8 protein-coding genes and 1 pseudogene are annotated in these 20,198 nt (G+C 58.9%); all 9 read left to right on the top strand.

What is annotated here, in order from left to right:
- The first annotated feature begins 164 nt into the window (after positions 1-164).
- On the top strand, positions 165-1,457 hold the full coding sequence (locus NWV12_RS17965; protein WP_101744652.1) for a hypothetical protein: 1,293 nt from the start codon (positions 165-167) through the stop codon (positions 1,455-1,457).
- Between the two features lie 303 nt (positions 1,458-1,760).
- Complete coding sequence (locus tag NWV12_RS17960; protein ID WP_101744651.1) at positions 1,761-2,579, top strand: DUF932 domain-containing protein; 819 nt, start codon at positions 1,761-1,763, stop codon at positions 2,577-2,579.
- Positions 2,580-2,611: 32 nt separating this feature from the next.
- Positions 2,612-3,085: a DNA repair protein RadC gene (gene radC / locus NWV12_RS17955; protein ID WP_101744650.1), complete on the top strand. Its 474-nt coding sequence runs from the start codon at positions 2,612-2,614 to the stop codon at positions 3,083-3,085.
- A gap of 8 nt (positions 3,086-3,093) precedes the next feature.
- A complete protein-coding gene (locus tag NWV12_RS17950) occupies positions 3,094-3,315 on the top strand; it encodes a DUF987 family protein (RefSeq protein WP_101744649.1) in 222 nt (73 codons plus the stop codon).
- A gap of 21 nt (positions 3,316-3,336) precedes the next feature.
- Positions 3,337-3,570, top strand: a pseudogene (locus NWV12_RS17945) (type IV toxin-antitoxin system YeeU family antitoxin).
- A gap of 31 nt (positions 3,571-3,601) precedes the next feature.
- The gene (locus NWV12_RS17940; protein ID WP_101744648.1) at positions 3,602-3,925 is read left to right on the top strand and encodes a TA system toxin CbtA family protein; all 324 of its coding nucleotides are present in this window, start codon (positions 3,602-3,604) and stop codon (positions 3,923-3,925) included.
- Positions 3,926-4,556: 631 nt separating this feature from the next.
- Positions 4,557-6,221: a ShlB/FhaC/HecB family hemolysin secretion/activation protein gene (locus tag NWV12_RS17935; RefSeq protein WP_101744647.1), complete on the top strand. Its 1,665-nt coding sequence runs from the start codon at positions 4,557-4,559 to the stop codon at positions 6,219-6,221.
- A 14-nt stretch (positions 6,222-6,235) separates the two neighbouring features.
- Positions 6,236-19,633, top strand: coding sequence for a hemagglutinin repeat-containing protein (locus NWV12_RS17930; RefSeq protein ID WP_101744646.1), 13,398 nt, complete (start codon positions 6,236-6,238; stop codon positions 19,631-19,633).
- The gene (locus tag NWV12_RS17925) at positions 19,633-20,085 is read left to right on the top strand and encodes a hypothetical protein (protein ID WP_033146464.1); all 453 of its coding nucleotides are present in this window, start codon (positions 19,633-19,635) and stop codon (positions 20,083-20,085) included. The genes NWV12_RS17930 and NWV12_RS17925 overlap by 1 nt, the downstream gene beginning before the upstream one ends.
- The last annotated feature ends 113 nt before the right edge of the window (positions 20,086-20,198 follow it).

The following is a 20,198-nucleotide window of genomic DNA, read 5'->3' as shown; positions in this document are numbered from 1 at the left end:
AGTGCAGCCACTCCTTGTTGGATTGCTTTGTGTCAGAAACCGACTCTGACGGTTAGCGCTCTAGGACTGTAGAGATGCCACTCGTGAGGAATAAAGAATAGAGTGGACCGATTTTTTTACGTATTCTGTATACACGCAATTTTATAAATGGATTTATCCTGCCGATGCTACTACTCCTGAAATTTCTTCATCCTTACTTATTATTTTGCAATTTGGCCGCCTGGGGGCTTGCACAAAATCTTGAAGGTCTTGGGCTATTCCACTACATAAATGATTTTCCAATGCGTGTAGGGAACGAGGTTATTTATCCTTTGAACTTCAGCCCAATACGTGGCGTTAATGCATTATCTGGTGTGCTGACCCTTATTCTGTTCCCCATTGCGTTGCTGAACATCCGGGCTGGATTTTACCTGAATAAATCGGCTGGCTGGTTTAGCCTGTGCCTGTGGGTCATACCTGGCGTAATGAGCCTGCTGGGCTATGTTCCCGACCTTCGTAATTTAGGACCTGATAAGTTTCAGTTTGGGGCAAACTTTACCGGCAGTACAACCTCGGCGGCAGCCAATCTGATCATCTGCCTGATTGCTGGCTGGTCAGTCATTATGCTCTTAGGGGCCTTATGGAAGAAAAATACCTTCAAAAACGCTTACGATCATATCTGGTACGTTTTAGGCTTAATCGCCGCTCTATATTTTGTTGTAGACAGTGGTTTGCCTTCGTATAAGGAAGACCTCTCTGAATCCGGAGATCGCATAACCTCGATCATGCAATTCTATCGCAACGGTGAGCAGAACCTCGTAGCGCTGTGTAAAGATCCGATAGTGGCAAACCAAGCTCCTGATTTGTGCAGTCTCGCACCAGCGATGAAATGGGCATTTCAGGATAACCTTATTTTAAAGGATATTCTGCGTGCCAGAATAGATCTGCCAGACTGGGTCAGCAGCGTCGCCAGCGATTCTTCGCTTAAAAAACAGATCGATGCACTCAACACCATGGCTTGCTCACCAAGTCAGATTAGAGGCAACTGCCTGACAGTCCCCATTGAGATGTCGCTCGACGAGGATGACTTTAAGAATCCTGTTGCCTTCCTTCCCCCACCTTATGCACAGGCACTCCAGCGACTGCATAAATCAATGCAGAAGGCCGATAATCATATTCAGGAAATCGAGCGGGGGCATAATGCACGCTATTTCGTTTTTCTCTTACTAGCATTTGTAGCTGGAGGTAAGCTTGCCAACGCCTCAAGGTCGATGGTCAAACATGACAAGGTTCGCCCCCGTTCATGGCTTTTCATGATCATCAGATTCACATCTATCAAAGCATTGCAGATATGCCGGATGTTTGCGACAGGAGTTATCAGGCCACTTATCCAGCTCATTTCAGCGGCAGCTTTATGGCGAAAAATGAGAGCGGTGAGAAGGGAAAAAGCAAATGACTCACCCTCTGAACAGGGTTAACCAGCAACCATTCCTCAGTCTAACAATAATGAAGTTACAGGAGCTGTAATCAACGATCTCAATACTGCCGCGTATAACGTTGACCTGCTCCCCGTTGGTTAACTCACGCGATTTAAGTAATTCTACAGCAGTGGTGAGAACCACTGCTGACGTCCCAGACGTCAGCTAGCCGTTGCCTCCATCAACGACGCAGAGTTTTCCCTAATCACCCCAGCAACTTCCAATCCATGCAGAAAGGCCGCACTTCTTACCGGAAGTGCGGCCTTTCTGCATGTATGCCGTTAACTACAAAGGAGTTTTAACATGAAATTAGCTAGCCGCTTTGGCCGAATTAACCAGATTCGCCGCGACCGTCCACTGACAAACGACGAGTTGATGGCCCATGTACCCAGTGTATTTGGTACCGACAAGCACGAATCCCGCTCGGACCGCTACACCTACATCCCGACCATCACACTGCTTGATAGCCTGAAGCAGGAAGGTTTTGAACCGTTCTTTGCCTGCCAGACCCGAGTGCGTGACCAGAGCAAGCGAGAGCACACGAAACACATGCTGCGCCTGCGCCGGGAAGGGCAAATAACCGGTAAGCAGGTACCGGAAATCATTCTGCTCAACAGCCATGACGGCTCCAGCTCATATCAGATGTTGCCGGGGCTATTTCGTGCAGTCTGCCAGAACGGGCTGATTTGCGGTGAGAGTTTTGGTGAGGTACGTGTGCCACATAAAGGCAATGTGGTGGAGAAAGTCATTGAAGGGGCTTACGAAGTGCTGGGGATATTTGACCGGGTGGAGGAGAAGCGGGATGCCATGCAGTCGCTTTTGTTACCTCCACCAGCACAGCAGGCGATGGCAAAAGCGGCATTAACCTATCGCTTTGGTGAAAAGCATCAGCCGGTGACGGAATCGCAAATCCTTTCCCCGCGCCGCTGGGAGGATGAGAGCAACGACCTGTGGACCACTTACCAGCGCATTCAGGAGAACTTGATAAAAGGCGGGCTGTCAGGACGAACGACGAAAGGTCAGCGTGCTCAAACCCGCGCTGTCAAAGGTATCAATGGAGACGTAAAGCTCAATCGAGCTCTGTGGGTGATGGCTGAGAATATGCTTCAACTCGCCTCATAAACGACTTTAACTATTACATCCAAGGCCCTGCCATGTCAGAGATAAATCTACCTCCTGATCTTCCGGTAACGGAAGCACGGACCATTCGTCGCGCGCTCCAATTACTGGAAAAATATCAGCGCCAGCCTGGCGAACAATTTAATTCCACTACCTTCACGAAAACCTGGCTACAACTGCGTCTTGCCCTGCAGGAGCGCGAAGTGTTTCTTGTTTTATATCTCAATAATCAGCACCGTCTTCTGGAATGCGAGACGCTCTTTACGGGCACGATTAACCATACCGAAGTCCATCCACGCGAAGTGGTGAAGCTGGCACTACGCCATAACGCTGCCGCTGTGATTCTGGCCCATAACCATCCATGCGGAGAGACAGAACCGAGTAAACAGGATCGAAACATCACTCAACATCTGGTGAAAGCACTGGCAATGGTAGAGGTGCGGGTGCTGGACCATCTTGTCGTAGGTGGCTGCGATGTGCTTTCTTTTGCTGAATGCGGCTGGCTATGAGGCTAACCATGAAAATCATCGATAAAAAGACCGCGATGGCGATTCAGCGGCAGCATCCGGATTCCCGGATCTTTCGCTACTGCACGGGCAAATACCAATGGTACGGCAGCGCCAGTCATTACACCGGTCAGGATGTCGCGGAAATTTCCGGCGTGCTGGCAGTTTATGCAGAACGTCGCCGTGACAACCACGGTCCGTATACATGCCTGATGTGCATCACCACCAACTGACACCGAATAAGGAGTAGAAAAATGCAAAATTCATGGGGGCTGAAGCGCGACATCTCGCCGTGCTTCGGTGCAAGGCTTGTGCAGTAAGGCTGTCGCCTGCATTTTCTGGCGGACCGTGCAGGTATTAGCGGTACGTTTAACGAGGAGGAGGCGCTGCGTCTGGATCAGGCGTTTCCGCTAGTCTGCGAGGCGGATACTCTAGGCTCTCATGGCTACGTTTACATCGTTATTTATCCTCAAACATCTAGCCAGTAAGACCTTCTCTTCTTTTATAAGGACTCAACTTATGTACATTTCATCTGTACCGGCCACGGTGCCGGATTCGTCACGACTGTCGCCCGTACAGGTTTGGCATCAACTGTTAACGTATCTACTGGAACATCATTACGGTCTGGCCCTTAACGACACGCCATTCCACGACGACGCGGCCATTCAGGAACATATCGAGGCGGGGATAACTCTAGCCGATGCGGTAAATTTCCTGGTCGATAAGTACGAACTGGTCCGTATCGATCGGAAGGGATTTTCATGGCAAGAACAAACGCCATATCTCACGATTACTGATATCATGAGAGCTCGCCGCGAGCTAGGATTGTTAAGTCGTCATTAATCTGATACTAACGGTATCGCTGCTTTGCTTATGTCTGCCATTAGCAGTCATTTCGCTAACTGCTGATTTATCGACAAGAGGGAACTGGTTGAGTTGTAAGCATTCTTGCTTTGGGGGTATCTTTGGGGGTATAAATTAACTTATAACTTAAAAATTTATTTAATTTTCAATTTGTTAATCTTCACGTTCTACTCCCTTCGCCCGCTCCAGCTTTTCCTGATGTTATCTTCCTTTGCCTGTTTTTATCCTGTCCACGCTTTCCCATACAGATATCGTCATGCTGTTGATTGATAACTTCAAAGACGTTATCGCGCGAGCCCCATATTCAGCACTGAATTATCAGACTCCATCAGAGTTTGCAGCACGATGAGTGTAACGGGTAATTTAATCAGCACTACTCGCTGACGTTTACATCTCATTATTGGGAAGGTTAGTTAATATTTTGTGAAAGAAGGAACCATGATCGAATAATAAAGCTTTCAGAAACTACACTCTTCTTTATCACGGATTTTTATTTTTTTAGACTTAACGCAAATATTACTACCAATTATAGTAGCCCTCTTTTTGAGACTATTCTCTATTGCGTCGGAGCTGGCATAATTAAGAAAACCAAAAAATATTATCCTTTTATATGCGCTATTACAGCAAAGCCGTCTTTTTTTGCTCGTTATTTTTTTGCTCTCTGAGCCATGCAGCCCCCCTTACTCCTGCTGACCGGGACACCGTGCGTCAGCAGCAGGAGGAACTGTTATTAAAGAACCAGCAACAGCGTGAAGAGCTGGAGCGGAGTATTCCTCGTCCCGCGCCTGACAGACCGCTGCCTGCAGCCGGCGCCGGGCCCTGCTTCACCATTGATACCATTACCCTTTCCGGCACGACCCTCATTTCCCCGAAAACGCAGCAGGCCCTTGTCGCGCCGTGGCAGGGCCGGTGTCTGGATATGGCGAAAATAACGGAGCTTCTCGCCCGTATTTCTGACTGGTATATCAGCCGGGGATATATCACCAGCCGCGCCTTTCTCACCGAGCAGGATCTCTCCGGCGGTCAGCTGAATATTGTGGTGCTGGAAGGGCGGCTGGAAGCGATCCGTCTGGAAGGCGAAACGCCGCGCATGCTGAAAATGGCGTTTCCGGGACGGACAGGCGGCATCCTTAATTTACGCGATATCGAACAGGGGATGGAGCAAATTAACCGTTTGCGCGCCGAACCGGTGCAGATTGAAATTCTGCCGGGAACGCAGGCCGGATATTCCATCGTTAATCTCATGGGCAAGCCGGAATTTCCGTTAAGTGCATCCGTGAGCCTGGATAATAGCGGGCAGAAGAGCACCGGTGAAAACCAGCTGAGCGGCGTGCTCACCGCCAATAATATGCTGGGGCTGGCGGATAAATGGTTTGTCAGCGGCGGGCGCAGCAGCGATTTTGCCAGCGCGTACGATGCGCAGAATTTCCAGGCGGGCGTCAGCGTGCCGTCTGGCTACGGCCTGCTGGACTACAGCTACGCCTGGAGTAACTACCGGACCACCATCAGTAACCAGGGGTTCAACTGGCTCTCCACGGGCGATACGAAAACCCACCGCCTTAACGCGTCCTGGGTGGTTTTCCGCAACGGGGATGTTAAAACCGGCATTGCGGCGGGCGTGGTTCAGCGCTCCAGCCGCAACTGGCTGAACGACGCGCCGCTTAAGAGCAGCACGCGCAACCTCTCGAGCCTGGTCCTGGGGATTACCCACACGCAAAAAATGCTGGGCGGCGTGGCGACCTTCAACCCGACCTGGAGCCACGGCATGCCGTGGTTCAATGCCGAAACCGATGAAAATAAATCCGGGGATATGCCGCGGGCGGAATTCCGTAAATGGAGCCTGAACGCCAGCTTCCAGCGTCCTGTTGCCCGTAACGCGTGGTGGCTGACCAGCGCCTACGGCCAGTGGTCGCCCGACCGGCTGTACGGCGCCGAGCGCCTGACGCTCGGCGGGGAAAGCTCCGTACGCGGTTTTAAAGAACAGTACCTGTCCGGGGATAACGGCGGCTACTGGCGTAACGAGCTGGGGTATTCCCTCTTCACCCTCCCGGTGATTGGCGCGGTAAGCGCAACGGTCGCCGTTGACGGCGGCTGGCTGGAAAAAGACCGTCAGGACCGCTTTGCCTCCGGCACGCTGTGGGGCGGTTCGGTGGGGCTGAGCAGCGCAGGACGCGGGTACAGCAGCCAGATTTCGGTCGGCACGCCCCTGCGCTACCCCGACTGGCTCGGCCCGGATCATGTGAGCGTTAACTGGCGCATTGCCTTCATGCTTTAAGAGACTCTACGACTATGGATACCCGTCACCCACCCGTTCGTTTCTCGCAGCGTCTGATCAGCTGGATTGTCTGCGGCCTGATGGTCTGGCAGCCGGTGGCACCCGCCGTCGCGGCGGCGCTCACGCCGGCCGGGCAGACCACGGTCGACCGGGCCGGGAACGGGGTGCCGGTCGTCAACATTGCCACCCCGAACGGGGCGGGCATCTCGCATAACCAGTTCGGTGAATATAACGTCGGCAACGAGGGGCTTATCCTCAATAACGGCACGGACCGTTTAACCCAAACCCAGCTGGGCGGGCTTATCCAGAACAACCCCAACCTGCAGGCCGGGCGGGAAGCGAAAGGCATCATCAACGAAGTCACGGGCGCCAGCCGCTCGCAGCTGCAGGGCTACACGGAAGTCGCCGGTAAGGCGGCAAACGTCATGGTGGCCAACCCCTACGGCATTACCTGTAACGGGTGCGGATTTATCAACACCCCGAACGTCACCCTGACCACCGGCAAGCCGCAGTTTGACGCCAGCGGTAACCTGCTGGCGCTGGAGGTGACGAAAGGCGCCATCACGGTTGAAGGCCAGGGGCTGGATGCCAGCAAGAGCGACGCGCTGTCGATTATTGCGCGCGCAACGGAGGTGAACGCCGCGATACATGCGAACGACCTGACGGTAACGGCAGGGGCGAACCGCGTGGGTGCCGACGGCAGCGTCAGGCCAATTGCCGGCGAGGGCGCCGCGCCCGTGGTGGCGGTGGATACCGGCGCGCTCGGCGGGATGTATGCGAACCGTATCCGCCTGGTCTCCAGCGAGGCGGGCGTCGGGGTGAACCTCGGCAACCTCACCGCGCGCCAGGGCGACATTCAGCTGGATGCGGGCGGGAAACTGACGGTCAGGAACAGCCTCGCCAGCGGCTCGATTAGCGCGAAGGGCGCGGGAGTGGCCCTCAGCGGCAGCCATCAGGCCGGGGGCGCGCTGAACGTGGCCAGCTCGCGGGATGTGGAACTCAGTAACAGCACGCTCGCCAGCCAGGGCGATATGCGCCTTTCCGCGGCGGGGAAAGTGCAGATGACGGGCGGCGGGACAAACAGCGCGGGCGCGCTGGCGGTCAGCAGCGGGCAGGCGATGACGCTCAGCAATACCTCCCTTATCTCCCGCGGCGCGGCGACGCTGGACAGTCAGGACACCCTGACCGTCAACGGTGGCGGCGTGTCGGCACAGGGCGGGGCGCTGACCGTCGCGGGCGGGCAGGGAGTGGCACTTTCGGATGCCACGCTGACGGGCCAGGGCGACACCACGCTGTCCACCGGCGGCAGCCTGACGCAGCGCGGCGGCAGCGTCACCGGCAGGGGCGAGCTCAGCGTGGCGGCCGGGAAGGATATCACCCTGACGAATACCCGCAGCGGAAGCGATACCCGCGCGACGCTCAGCAGCGGCGGCACGCTGTCATCCACGGGCAGTGCGGTCTCGGCAGGGGAGAGCCTGGCGCTGAGCGGCGGGCAGCTGGTGCTGGACGGCCAGAGCCGGGCCGATGCCGCGGCCGATATCCGCCTGACGGGCAGCACCGTCAGTAACCAGGGGCAGGTGAATGCGGGGCGCGACATTGCGCTCTCCGGCGACAGGGTGTCCAGCAGCGGCCTGCTGGCGGCGAAAGGCCGTCTGGACGTGAACGCCGGAGAGCTGACGAACGGCGGCACGGCGCAGGGCAGCGACGTCACCCTGAAGGGGCAGACGGTGACCAATAACGGCACCCTGCAGAGCGCCGGCAACCTGACGTTAAGCGCCGGAACCCTGGCGCAGCGGGGCACGCTGAGCGCGAAAGGCAATGCGAACGTCACGGCGCAGCAGACCCTGCGTAACGACGGCAGCCTGCTGGCTGACGGCGCGATGAACGTGACCGCAGGCGCGCTTGAGCAGAACGGCACCCTGTCCGGCGCGACGGCGCTGACGGCGCAGGCCGGCACCCTGACCAGCGGTCAGGCGTCCCGCACGACCAGCCAGGGCAATATACAGATTACCGCGACCCGCAGCGCCAGCCTGAACGGGCAGACGGACGCGGCGGGGGCGGTCACCGTCAGCGCCGGCGACCTGACCACCGGCCGGGACGCGCACCTGCAGAGCGGGCAGGGGCTCACCCTGCAGGCGCAGAACGCCGCGCTGAACGGCACCCAGGCGGCGAAAGGCGCCCTGTCGGTGACGGCGGGCACGATTGCGCACGCCGGGAAATCCACCGGTGACGCGCTGAGTTTTAACGCGACCGGCGACCTGACCAGCGGCGGGGAGCTCACCGCCGGCGCCATTACTCTCAGCGGACAGAACATCCTCCAGTCCGGCGCCGCAAAAGCGGACCGCATGACCCTGACGGCCCCCGGGCGCATCACCAGCAGCGGCTCGCTGATTGCCGGTATCCTCTCGCTGGACGCTGCCTCGGTGGAGAACGGCGGGCTGCTGCAGGGGACCACCCTGCTCGGCCTGAAGACCGGGTCACTCGCGAACCTCGCGGGCGGGTCGGTCTACAGCGCGCAGGATTTAACGCTGAACGTTCCGGTGCTGGCCAACGGCGGGCTTATCACCACCGACGGCACGCTGCGCATTAAAGGCGACACGCTAACCAACCAGGGTGAAATCAACGGCGTCAGCCTGAGCAGCGACTACCTCAGCCTGACCAGCAGCGGACGCCTGCTGGCGGACGACCGGCTCACCCTGAACGGCACTACTCTGGTTAACGCGGGCAGTATTGCCGCCGGCGACCTGCACATCACGGCGGACAGCCTGGAGAACCAGGGCACCGTCGAGGGGGACGCGGCCCTGACGCTCGGCGTGGCAGACATTACTAACCGCGGCGCGCTGCGCAGCGGCGGAACGCTGACGCTTAACGGCGACACCCTTACCAGCAGCGGCGAGCTCAGCGCCACCGCGCTGCTGCTGAACCTGACCCGTCAGGTCAGCAACGAGGCGGGCGGCCGGGTGATTGCCCGGGACGGCCTGACGCTGACCGCCGCCAGCCTGACCAACAGCGGGCTGATGGCCGGTACCGACGCGCAGTTCAACAGCGCGTCGGTGACCAACGGCGGCACGCTGCAGGGAACCCGCTCGCTGACGGCGACGGGGGCACAGCTCAGCAACCTGCAGGCGGGCATGCTGCTCTCCGGTGGCGCGCTCGGCCTGCACCACACCACCCTTAACAACGCCGGGCTCATGCAGGGCAACACCCTGAACCTGGCCACCGGCGAGTGGATGAACACCGGTAACGCGCTGGGGGAAGCGGGCGTGACGGCGACGGTGACCGGCGCGCTGAGCAACAGCGGTAAGGTACTCAGCCAGCAGGCGCTGGACGTTCAGGCCGGCAATACCGGTAACCGGGGCCAGCTGCTGGCGAAAGTGCTGACCCTGCGGGGCGACCTGCAGAACAGCGGCCTGCTTCAGGGCAGCAGCACGCTGGCCTGGTCCGGCAACACCTTCGCGAACCAGGCTCAGGGGCAGGTGACGGGCGGTGAGACCCTCACCCTGAGCGGACACACGCTGAGCAATGCGGGCAGCCTGCAGGGGCGCAGCGCCACGCTGGACGCCGCAGGCCTGAATAACCAGGGCAGCGTTCAGGCGCTGGACGCCCTGACGCTTGCCGCAACCGGCAGGCTGGACAACACGGGCGCCCTGCTCAGCCAGAACCTGTTCACGCTGACGGCGGCGCAGCTGTTTAACGACGGCCGGCTGGCGGGGAAAGCGCTGACGGTGAACGCCGCGCAGCTGACCAACACCGGCATGCTGCAGGGCAACGACACGCTGGCGCTGACCACCCGCGCGCTGAGCAACGGCGCCACCGGGCAGCTGGTGAGCGGAAGCGGCCTGAATCTGTCCCTGGACACGCTCGATAACGCCGGTCTGCTGCTGGTGAACGGCGGGCTCACCCTCCGGGGCAGCGACCTGACCAACCGGGGCGATATTCAGGCGCAGGACCTGGATTTGGGTCTGGGCAACGCCCTGAGCAATACCGGGAACATCGTGGCCACCGGCGATGCCGCGCTTCACGCGACGACGCTGACCAGCAGCGGCACGGTGGCGGGCAGAACGCTGACCGCAGGCGCGACGGAGCTGCGCAACAGCGGCCTGATGCAGGGCAGCAGCGCGGTTAACGCCGCCGCTGACCGCTTTATCAACGCGCTGAACGGCAAATGGCTCTCCGGCGGCGGCTTCACGCTGAAGGGCGGACAGCTGACCAACGCCGGTACGCTGCAGGGCACCACGCTGGGCATGACCGGCACCACCCTCACCAACAGCGGCACGGTGAACGGGCTGACGGGGCTCAGCGGCACGCTCGGCGGGGCGTTAACCAATACCGGGCTGCTGCAGAGCGGCGGCGCAACCACCTTCACCGCGGACACCCTGGCGAACCCGGGGCGCATCACCGGCGGCACGCTCTCCCTGACCGCCCGCGAGATGAGCAACGACGGGCTGATGCAGGGAACGAACGGCCTGGCGCTCACCGGCACCGCGCTGACCACGGGCGCGGCCTCGCGCACCCTCTCCGGCGGCATGCTGACGCTGGACGCAGGCCAGCTGGTTACGCAGGGCACGCTGCAGGGGAACGGCGCGGACATCCGCGCCACCGGCGACTGGACGCACGGCGGGTCCCTGCTCAGCCAGGGGGCGCTGACGGCCGCGACCGGCGGCACGCTGACCTCGTCCGGCTCGCTGATGAGCCAGGGGCGGGCGGATATCACCGCACAGACGCTGGATAACCGCGGGCAGCTCCTCAGCGAAGGGGACGTGACGCTCGGCGGCAGCACCCTTAAAAACAGCGGCACCGTGCAGGGGAACACCCTCGCGCTGCGCCAGGACAGCATTAACAACCAGGGTACCCTGACCGGCCTGCAGAGCCTGACCGTTCAGGGGCAGCAGCGGCTGATGGCGCGCATGGCGATGGCCGCGCCGCAGCAGGCGCTGATTAACGGCGCTGGCGGCAGGCTTCTCACTCAGGGCGCGCTGACCATTGCCTCCGGGGCGGTGACCAACGCCGGCAGCTGGCAGGCGCAGAACATCCTGCTTAACGCGCAGTCGCTCACCAACAGCGGCACGGTGCAGAGCGCCGACGGGCTGCAGATGACGCTGGCCGACACGCTCACCGGAACCACGGGCAGTAAGATCACCGCGCTGGGCAGCGCCACGCTGCAGGCCGCGACGCTGGTGAACCAGGGGCAGTGGGCGGCGAAAAACCTGACGCTGACCGGCGGCACGCTCAGCAACAGCGGCGCCATCAGCGGGGTGAATGGCCTGACCCTCAGCCAGACCGGCGCGGTCAGCCAGCAGTCGACCGGGACCCTGCTCTCCGGCGGGGCGCTGAACGTCACGGCGGCCTCCGTCACCAGCGACGGCAGAATGCAGGGGAGCACGCTCGGCATCACCACCGGGGCGCTCACCAACGGCGGACGTCTGCAGGGCGATAACGGCGCGACGCTGGCCCTCAGCGGCACGCTGACCAACAGCAGCGGGGGCGAAATCGTCAGCCGCGATGGCCTGACGCTGACCACGCCCGCGCTGTTTAACTACGGCCTGATTCAGGGCGGCGGCGAGACGCGCGTGACCGCCTCCTCCCAGGCGCGTAACGACGGAAGGCTGCTCTCCGGCGCGCGCCTGACGCTCGGCACGCCGCAGTTCACCGGCACCGGCTGGCTGCAGGCCACCGACCTGATCCTGAATGCGGCAAACGCCACTAACGGCGGCACGTGGGTGGCCGACCGGGCCACGCTGACCGGCTCCACCTTTGCCAGCCAGGGCACCACCCAGGCGGGACAGCTGACGGTTAACTACGGCCAGCTGAACAACAGCGGCACGCTGCTCGGCAACGCGCAGCTGAATATTAATGCCGACCAGGTGACCCAGAGCGCGGGCGGCAGGCTGCTGAGCGGCGGCAACCTGTGGCTGCAGAGCCGGGGACTGGACCTCACCGGCCAGCTGGTCTCCCTGGGGGACTTAACGCTGCAGCTGACGAACGCGTTTACCAGCCGGACCGCCGTGGCGGCAGGCCGAACCCTGACCATCAGCAGCGGCGGCGACATCGATAACCGCAGCGTGCTGCAGGGGCAGGCGGTCAACCTCAGCGCGGGCGGGCAGCTCAGCAACAACGGACAAATCACCACCGGCGGCGGCACCAGCACGCTCTCCGGCAGCAGCGTGGCGCTGAACGCCGCGGGCACGGTGCAGGGCGGGGGCGACATCACCGTCGCCAGCCGGAGCAATATTACCGTCGACGGCTTCACCGGCACGCGCGGCTCGCTGACCCTGAGCGCGCCGGGGTCCATCGTCAACACCGCGCTGCTGTACGCGGCGAATAACCTGGCGCTGTTTGCCGACAGCATCACCAACCGGCGCGGCGACATCATGGCGGGAAATAACCTGTGGATGCAGCGGGATGCGGCGGGGAATGCGAACAGCCAGGTGGTGAACACGTCGGGGAATGTTGAGACGCAGAATGGCGATATCACCATCAGGACAGGAAGCCTGTTGAATGAGCGCGAGGGGATCAGTGAAACACGCAGCTATCAGGCCGCGACGGGCAGCCCTGCTGCAAGCGGCGCGACCTCCATTCGTGTAAAAGTCACAGACCTACCCCCTGATGAGTGGGGGTATATTTATACAATTTACAGTGGTGCGGGTGGCGGTAATATCTTCTCGATTGTCGCGCCGATGCCAAGTGGAGCAGTACAACGTTATCTGGTCGGATCGACCGTGGTCGATGTTACCGCAACAGGTGGCGTTGCGCGCATCGCCGCTAACCACGATCTGACTATCAATGCCGCTACGCTGAATAACCGTGCCGGTTATTTACTGGCCGGGAATGGGATGAACCTTTCCGGCAATAGCCTGAATAACCAGTCCTGGTTTGGTTATTCAGAGGATGAATATAAGGTCTATCGTTATAGTGGGAAAACAGGCAAGGTATCCAGCCTGAAAGGAAGCCCTGCCTCCGGCAACGATAACAACCGTCGTGTGACTTATACGCTGGATGGCGCGCCTCAGTACGAAACCCATACCACCGAACAAGCCCTCCGCGCGGTGATTCAGGCTGGCGGTCAGGTCACGGCTAATTTCACCAGTAATATAAGCAATACGGCGACGACTTCGAATGGCGGAGGAATAAGCAATGCGATTCCTGCGCCGTCGCTGAACACCCTCAGCAACCAGACCATCGGCAGCGGTGTGCAAAAGCAGGGGCTGAACGCTACCGGCACCGTGGCGGTGAACTCGCCGCAGTGGAACGATCGGCTCCAGGGGGCGCTGCAGCAGCTTAACGGCGGTGGCGCGCTGGAAAACGGCGGCGCGTCCGGCACGCCTCTCAGCAACGTTGCCACCACGCAGAAAGGCAACGCGAACCTTGGTCAGCTGGGCGCGCTGGCGAACGCCGGGGTCACCACCGCCGATCTCCGAACCGCGCAGGGCGGCGCCGTCGGGCACTATCAGGGCCAGCGCGTCGATACCAGCGCTTACCCGCTGCCGTCGGGCAACAACGGCTATTTTGTCTTCTCCGACAACCCGAAAAGCCCGTACCTGATCGGCATCAACCCGAAACTGAACGGTCTCGGACAGCTTGATCCCGCCCTGTTTGCCGATCTGAACGCGATGCTCGGGATCAAACCGTCGTCCACGGCGCCGCAGGAGACGCGGCTGGCGTTTACCGACGAGAAGCAGTTCCTCGGCTCGTCCTATATGCTCGGCCGCCTCAACCTGAACCCGGACTACGATTACCGCTTCCTCGGCGATGCGGCGTTCGATACCCGCTACGTTTCCAACGTGGTACTCAACCAGACCGGTAACCGCTACCTGAACGGCATCGGCTCCGATCTGGATCAGATGCGCTATCTGATGGACAACGCCGCGGCGGCGCAGCAGTCGCTGGGCCTGCAGTTTGGCGTCTCGCTGACCGCCGATCAGATTGCTGCGCTCGACCACAGCCTGCTGTGGTGGGAGAAAGCTACCGTCAACGGCGAAACGGTGATGGTGCCGAAACTCTACCTGTCGCCGAAGGACGTCACCGTCAACAACGGCAGCGTGATCGCGGGCAACAACGTCACCCTGAAGGGCGGCAGCATCACCAACGGCGGCAGCTCGCTGCTGGCGAAAAACAGCCTGACGCTCGACAGCCAGAACAGCATCAGCAACCTCAGCAACGGCCTGATGAAAGCGGGCGGCGACCTGAACCTGAGCGCCATCGGCGATATCAATAACATCAGCTCCACCATCAGCGGCAAAACGGTCGCGCTGGAGAGCCTGGACGGCAGCATCAACAACCTGACGCAGGTTGAGCAGATTGATATCAACGCCGGAGGGAAGTACGGCAACATCGGCCTGAAAGACACGCTGCTGGGCAACACGGCGTCGATTACCGCGCAGGATGGCCTGTCGCTTGAGGCGGGGAAAAACATCACCGTCACCGGGGCGAACCTGGCCTCCGGCGGGGATATGCTGCTGAATGCGTGGGGCGATATTGCCGTCAACGCGAATCAGATCAACGACGCATTCAGCTCCAGCCGGGAGAAAACCAGCCGTTCGTCCGTCACGTATCAGGGCAGTAACGTCACCGCGGGCGGCAACCTGCTGGTGAATGCCGGGCACAACCTTGACGTGACCGCCAGCGACCTGAAGGCGGGCGGCAGCGCGGGGCTGAGCGCGGGCAACGATCTGAACCTGAACGCGGAGCAAACCAGTGAAAGCAGCCGGAAAGGGAAAAGCGAGTCCCACAGCACCGGGCTCGACCGCACCACGATTTCCGCAGGCGATAACCTGGTCCTGAAGGCCGGGCAGGATATCAACGCCCGGGCCGCCGCGCTGGCGGCGGAGAAAAGCGTCGGGCTGCAGGCGGGTCGCGACGTGAATCTGGCTGCGGAAGAGACCACGCAGGGCGACAGTTATAAATCAGGCCGTAAAAAAGTGATTAACGAGTCGGTTCGCCAGTCGGGAACCGACATCACTGCGGGCGGGAATGTGACTGTTATCGCCGGACGGGATGTAACGGCACAGGCTGCAGATGTCTATGCCGCAGGCGATACAGCCGTGGCCGCCGGGCGGGATATCACCCTTTCCACTGCGACGGAAAGTGACTATGCGTACCGGGAGGAGAAAAAGACGTCCGGTGGGTTCCTCAGCAAGAAAACCACTCACACCATCCACGAAGAGACGCATACGCGTGAGAAAGGTACGCAGCTTTCCGGCGACAACGTTGCTCTCCGGGCTGGTAACAACCTGACGGTGCAGGGCTCATCAGTTGCCGCTGAGCGCGATGTGGCCCTGAAGGCTGGAAATGATCTGACCGTGGAGGCAGCAACCAACACCGACACGTACTACGACATGAAGAAGACGAAGAAATCCGGCGTTTTCTCCAGCGGGTCGGGATTGGGTATCACCATCGGGTCGCAGTCTTCAAAAAGCACCCGACAGGGGGCAAATACAACGCAGAGCGATGCCCGCAGCACGGTGGGCACTGCTGGCGGTAATGTCATCATCAGCGCCGGAAATGACGTCCAGTTGAGCGCGGCAGATGTGGTTGCCGGAAGAGCGAAGGATGATTCCTCCCGCAAAACCGGCCATATCGATATCACTGGCGACAGCATTGCCATCCTTCCTGGACGGGATACGACCACTGAGTCCATGAAGCAGGAGTCCAAATCGTCTGGCGTCACGGTCAGTGTGAAAGCGCCATTTGAAGACACTGTGCGTAACGTGCGCGATATCGTTCGTGGTAAGGGCAACAGTGGCAACAGCACCGTCGATAAAGTGAAGGGGCTGGGGGCGGAAGGCGGTGCGCTCGCGCTTGACGGACCAGGCCAGATGATGGCCATTTCCGCAGGAAGCACCCGCTCTTCCTCTGAGTCGCACTACGAGGGCGAGTTTAACAGCGGCAGCCATCTTGCCGCCGCAGGCAATATCCAGATGACTGCCACCGGTAAACAGGGAGGCAGCAACAGCGGCAATATCCTGATTGCCGGAAGCCAGGCTAAGGCCGGTGAAACGGTGATCCTCGATGCGAAACGCGACGTTGATATCACCACCTCCACAGACAGCGAGAAATACGGCAACAGCACTAAAAATAGCGGCTGGAATCTCTCGAGCGCCCTGAGCGCCGGAAGTGCTGTTCGCGCCATTTCGGGTGGGGGTTCCCACGGCAATCAGCTCCTGCCGGGTGGGATGAGCAAGGCGGAGAGCAACAGTAGCGGCACCCGGACCACACAAAACGCGTCGGTCATTCAGGGCTCAGATATTTACGTTAACAGTCGTGACGGCAGCGTGAATATCAGCGGCAGCCTGATGACCGCCACGGACGATCTTCTGCTGTCAGCCACACATGGGGATATATCCGTTTCTGCCGGACGCGATACATCGCGCAGTGAGAGCAGCGGCAGCAGCAAATTGCTGGGGACTCTGGGAGGCGATGGTTACAGCGCCACGGCAGGCTACCGCCATGAAAAAAACAGCAGTCGGGAAGATAGCAGCCTCGAAAACGGATTGCGCAGCCAGCTAAGCAGCAAAAACGGTAACGTTGTCGCGCAGGCCGGTAACGATCTCTCCCTGTCAGGTACGGATATCCGTGCCGGTAAATCGGTCTCACTCAGTGGCGAAAATGTCCTCATGGGGGTGAGCCGGGATACCCGTGACGGTGAAAACCACAGCAGCAGCGCCCAGTATGGTGTGACGGCATCTGCTGGCGGCTGGGCTGTTGAGGCTGCTAAAGCCGCAGAGACGGCTGCCCGCAGCGCAGAAAACGGCGATGATCCACGGCTGACCGCCATCAGAACAGGCCAGTCGGCGGCAACCGCGGCGCAGGGCGCTATGTCGGACTCGTCGCTCATCAAGGCTAAAGTGTCTTTAACGGCGGGGGCGTCATCTCAGGACAGTCGTTACCACAGTACCGACACGCAGGGCACCACCATTAATGCCGGCGAGAATGTCTCTGTTCGTGCCGGAAATGACATTGCCGGTATGGGGGTACAGATCGCGGGTAAACACGTGGCGCTGGATGCGGGGCGGGATATTCTGCTGTCTGCCTCCCAGAACACAACCCACTCTGAGAGTAAAAACAGCGGCAGCCAGTTCAGCGTCGGTGTCGGTGTGAGCCTGATTGGTGCGCAAAACGGCATCTCGGTGGAGCTGGGAGCGTCACAGCATAAGGGCAAGGAAAACAGCCAGTCGCAGCGCAATACGAACAGCGTTGTCCATGCTGATGAACAGCTTACGGTGAACAGCGGACGCGACACCACCCTGAAAGGTGCGGAGCTGGAAGGTAACCGTGTGGTGGTCAACACCGGGCGCGATCTCACCATCAGCAGCGTGCAGGATACGGCCAGTTATGACAGCAGGCAGTCTTCGTCAGGCGCGTCCCTCAGCCTGTGCATACCGCCGCTGTGTTATGGTGCCTCTTCCGGTAGCGTCAGTGCATCGGGTGAGAATATCACCCAGAATGGTAAGAGCGTTGCTGAACAGAGCGGGATATTCGCAGGCAAGGGCGGCTTTGCTGTCACCACCGGAAATCATACCCAGCTTGACGGCGCGGTGATTGCATCCACGGCGTCTGCAGATAAAAATAGCCTCGACACGGGAACGCTGGGTTTCAGTAATCTCCACAACGAGAGCCAGACCAGCGGCAACGGCTACACGGTGGCGCTTTCCGGCAGCGCGGGCGGCAGCGGCAACGGTGAAAACCGCAACCTGGCACCGGCCATCGGTACGGGCCTGGCAGAAGAGAGCCACACCGGCACGACCTCATCAGCGGTGAGTGGCGGTAGCATTGTCATTCGCAACCCGGCGGGACAGAAACAGGATATTGCTGACCTGAGCCGTGATACGGCTGACGCCCACCACGGCGTGGACGTGAGCGGCGATGTGCAGAAGGTCAGGGATAACCTGGCGGTCCAGAGCGAAGGCGCGGCCCTGGCTACCTCTGCGCTGGATGCTTACGGCAAGTATGCGGAGCAGAAAGCGCGGGAATCCAATGCGGCGCTGGGCGCGAAGCTGGCGTCAGAAGGAAAACTGCAGGGCGATACGCCGCAGGAGCAGGAAGCGTTCCTGAAGACGCAGCCCGGATATCAGAATACCGAATACGGTCCGGGGAGTGCCTTCTGGACGAAGGGCAGCGCAGCGGCAGGATTACTGGCAGGTGCGCTTGGCGGTAACCTGAAGGCAGGCGCGGCAGCGGGGGCGGCCCCTCTGCTGGCGACCCTGGTCAAGGAGCAGAAAGACCCGACAGCCCGTGCCGCGCTGCACGGTATTGTGGCTGCGGCGCTGACGCAGCTGAGTGGCGGGAGCACTGCGGATGGCCTGAAGGCCGGTGCTATAGGGGCTATTACGGCCTCGGCGATGACCGACCATCTGGTCAGTGCGCTGTATGGAGATAAAAAATCCAGTGACCTGACGCCAGAGGAGAAACGGCTGGTCAGTAGTCTCGTGAGTATCGCGGGTGGTCTGGCGGGCGCTGCGGTGACGGATGGTAGCGTCTCCATGGCGGCGATGGCGTCGGAAACGGCGAAGGTGGAGGTTGAGAATAACTCGCTGAGTGTCGTTATACAGGGCGGTAAACTGGCTGCACAGGGATGTCTGAAAATTTCTGCTTGCCGTGATCGCCTGGTTGCCAGTGGTCTGGGTGCTTTACTGGGGATTGGTGCATCCACATCAGCAATGGATACATTGTCACAAGATGAGCAGTTGCATCTGATCTATGTGGCCTCGCTCAATGATCCTTCCCAGCTCAGTCAGTTAAATGATGCTCAGAAAGCGGCCTATGAGTCCCTGACAGGTAAGACGATCACCAGTACTGGTGGTACGCAGGTCATCAACCCGGGACCATCAAACACTGGTGGAGACCAGACTGTAACCGGAAATACGCCCTCCAACACAGGGAATGATAGTGTAGCAACCGGAGGGATAAATCATACTGGTAATACCAACGGTGATGGAGCGTCAAACAATAATGGCTGGACGACAACTACGCCGGTTCCGGATTCTCCTTCAATGGATGATCTTTTCTATCAGAACGAGAAGATCCCCGGCCTTGAAAATGTTCGCCCTGAAAATCCCGGTTATCCAGCCAATCAGAGTGTTATTGAAAAAATGAACGAACCTAAGTTTATTGCCTGGATAGGCAATACAGATTGTACGGATTGCTCAGATATCGCACCTAAGCTTCTCGATGCAGCTGGCGGGCACGGGAAAATTATTGAAGCAAGGCCGACGACTCCGTACAATTTAAATGTGTATGAAAATGGAAAAATTGTACATGAACAAGCTTTCCATCAGGTTTATACCGATGGTCAGTATGTTTACGATCCAAGAGTGTCCTTAAAACCGATTCCTAAAGGAGATTGGGAAAAACATATCAAATCTATAAATCAGGGAAGTGTTACGATCTCTGATAAATTACAGGGGTTAAAATAATGTTTCCGATAGGTAAGAAAGAAACTATCTTGTTGGACTTCATTGGTTCTCTTGGAAAACTGGAGTGGTTACATTATCAGAGCCGTATCGAAGATGAATGGATAAATGACCATTTTGAAAAAATTGATCGCTCTAAGTACCCTCCTTATACCAGTTTTCGATTTGAAAAAGAGGTTCCAGAAGTTATTACCTTACTGGAAGATGCGATTCAATCATATAAAGGTAAAGTTGAGTGGTGTATGACCCATCATCCGAAAGAGTATGGTACTGGTGTTAATCATCGTATTTTGCCTACATTTGTTAAGAATCTCAGAGTCAGTGAAGGTATGGAAGATGTTAACGAGTATATTGAAAACCATTATCCTGATTTTGGCCCAATCGCCTATGAAGATCTTGTTGGACTGACGGAGCATGTTCAATCAGTTTTCAAAAATGCTGGATATGATGCATAAATTTTCTTTATATGCTCTGTAATAACATTTTGATATGGAGCCTTAACCCGTTATGCGTACGGACGGAAAGAAGTGTCAGGTGACTATTTTAATGAGAATGCCTTAACAATAAT

The sequence above is a fragment of the Enterobacter sp. Crenshaw genome (assembly GCF_024734705.1).
In the GTDB taxonomy this organism is placed as follows: Bacteria; Pseudomonadota; Gammaproteobacteria; order Enterobacterales; family Enterobacteriaceae; genus Enterobacter; species Enterobacter asburiae_B.
The sequence above is the reverse complement of the archived record's forward strand: the minus strand, read 5'-3'. Positions and strand labels throughout refer to the sequence as shown.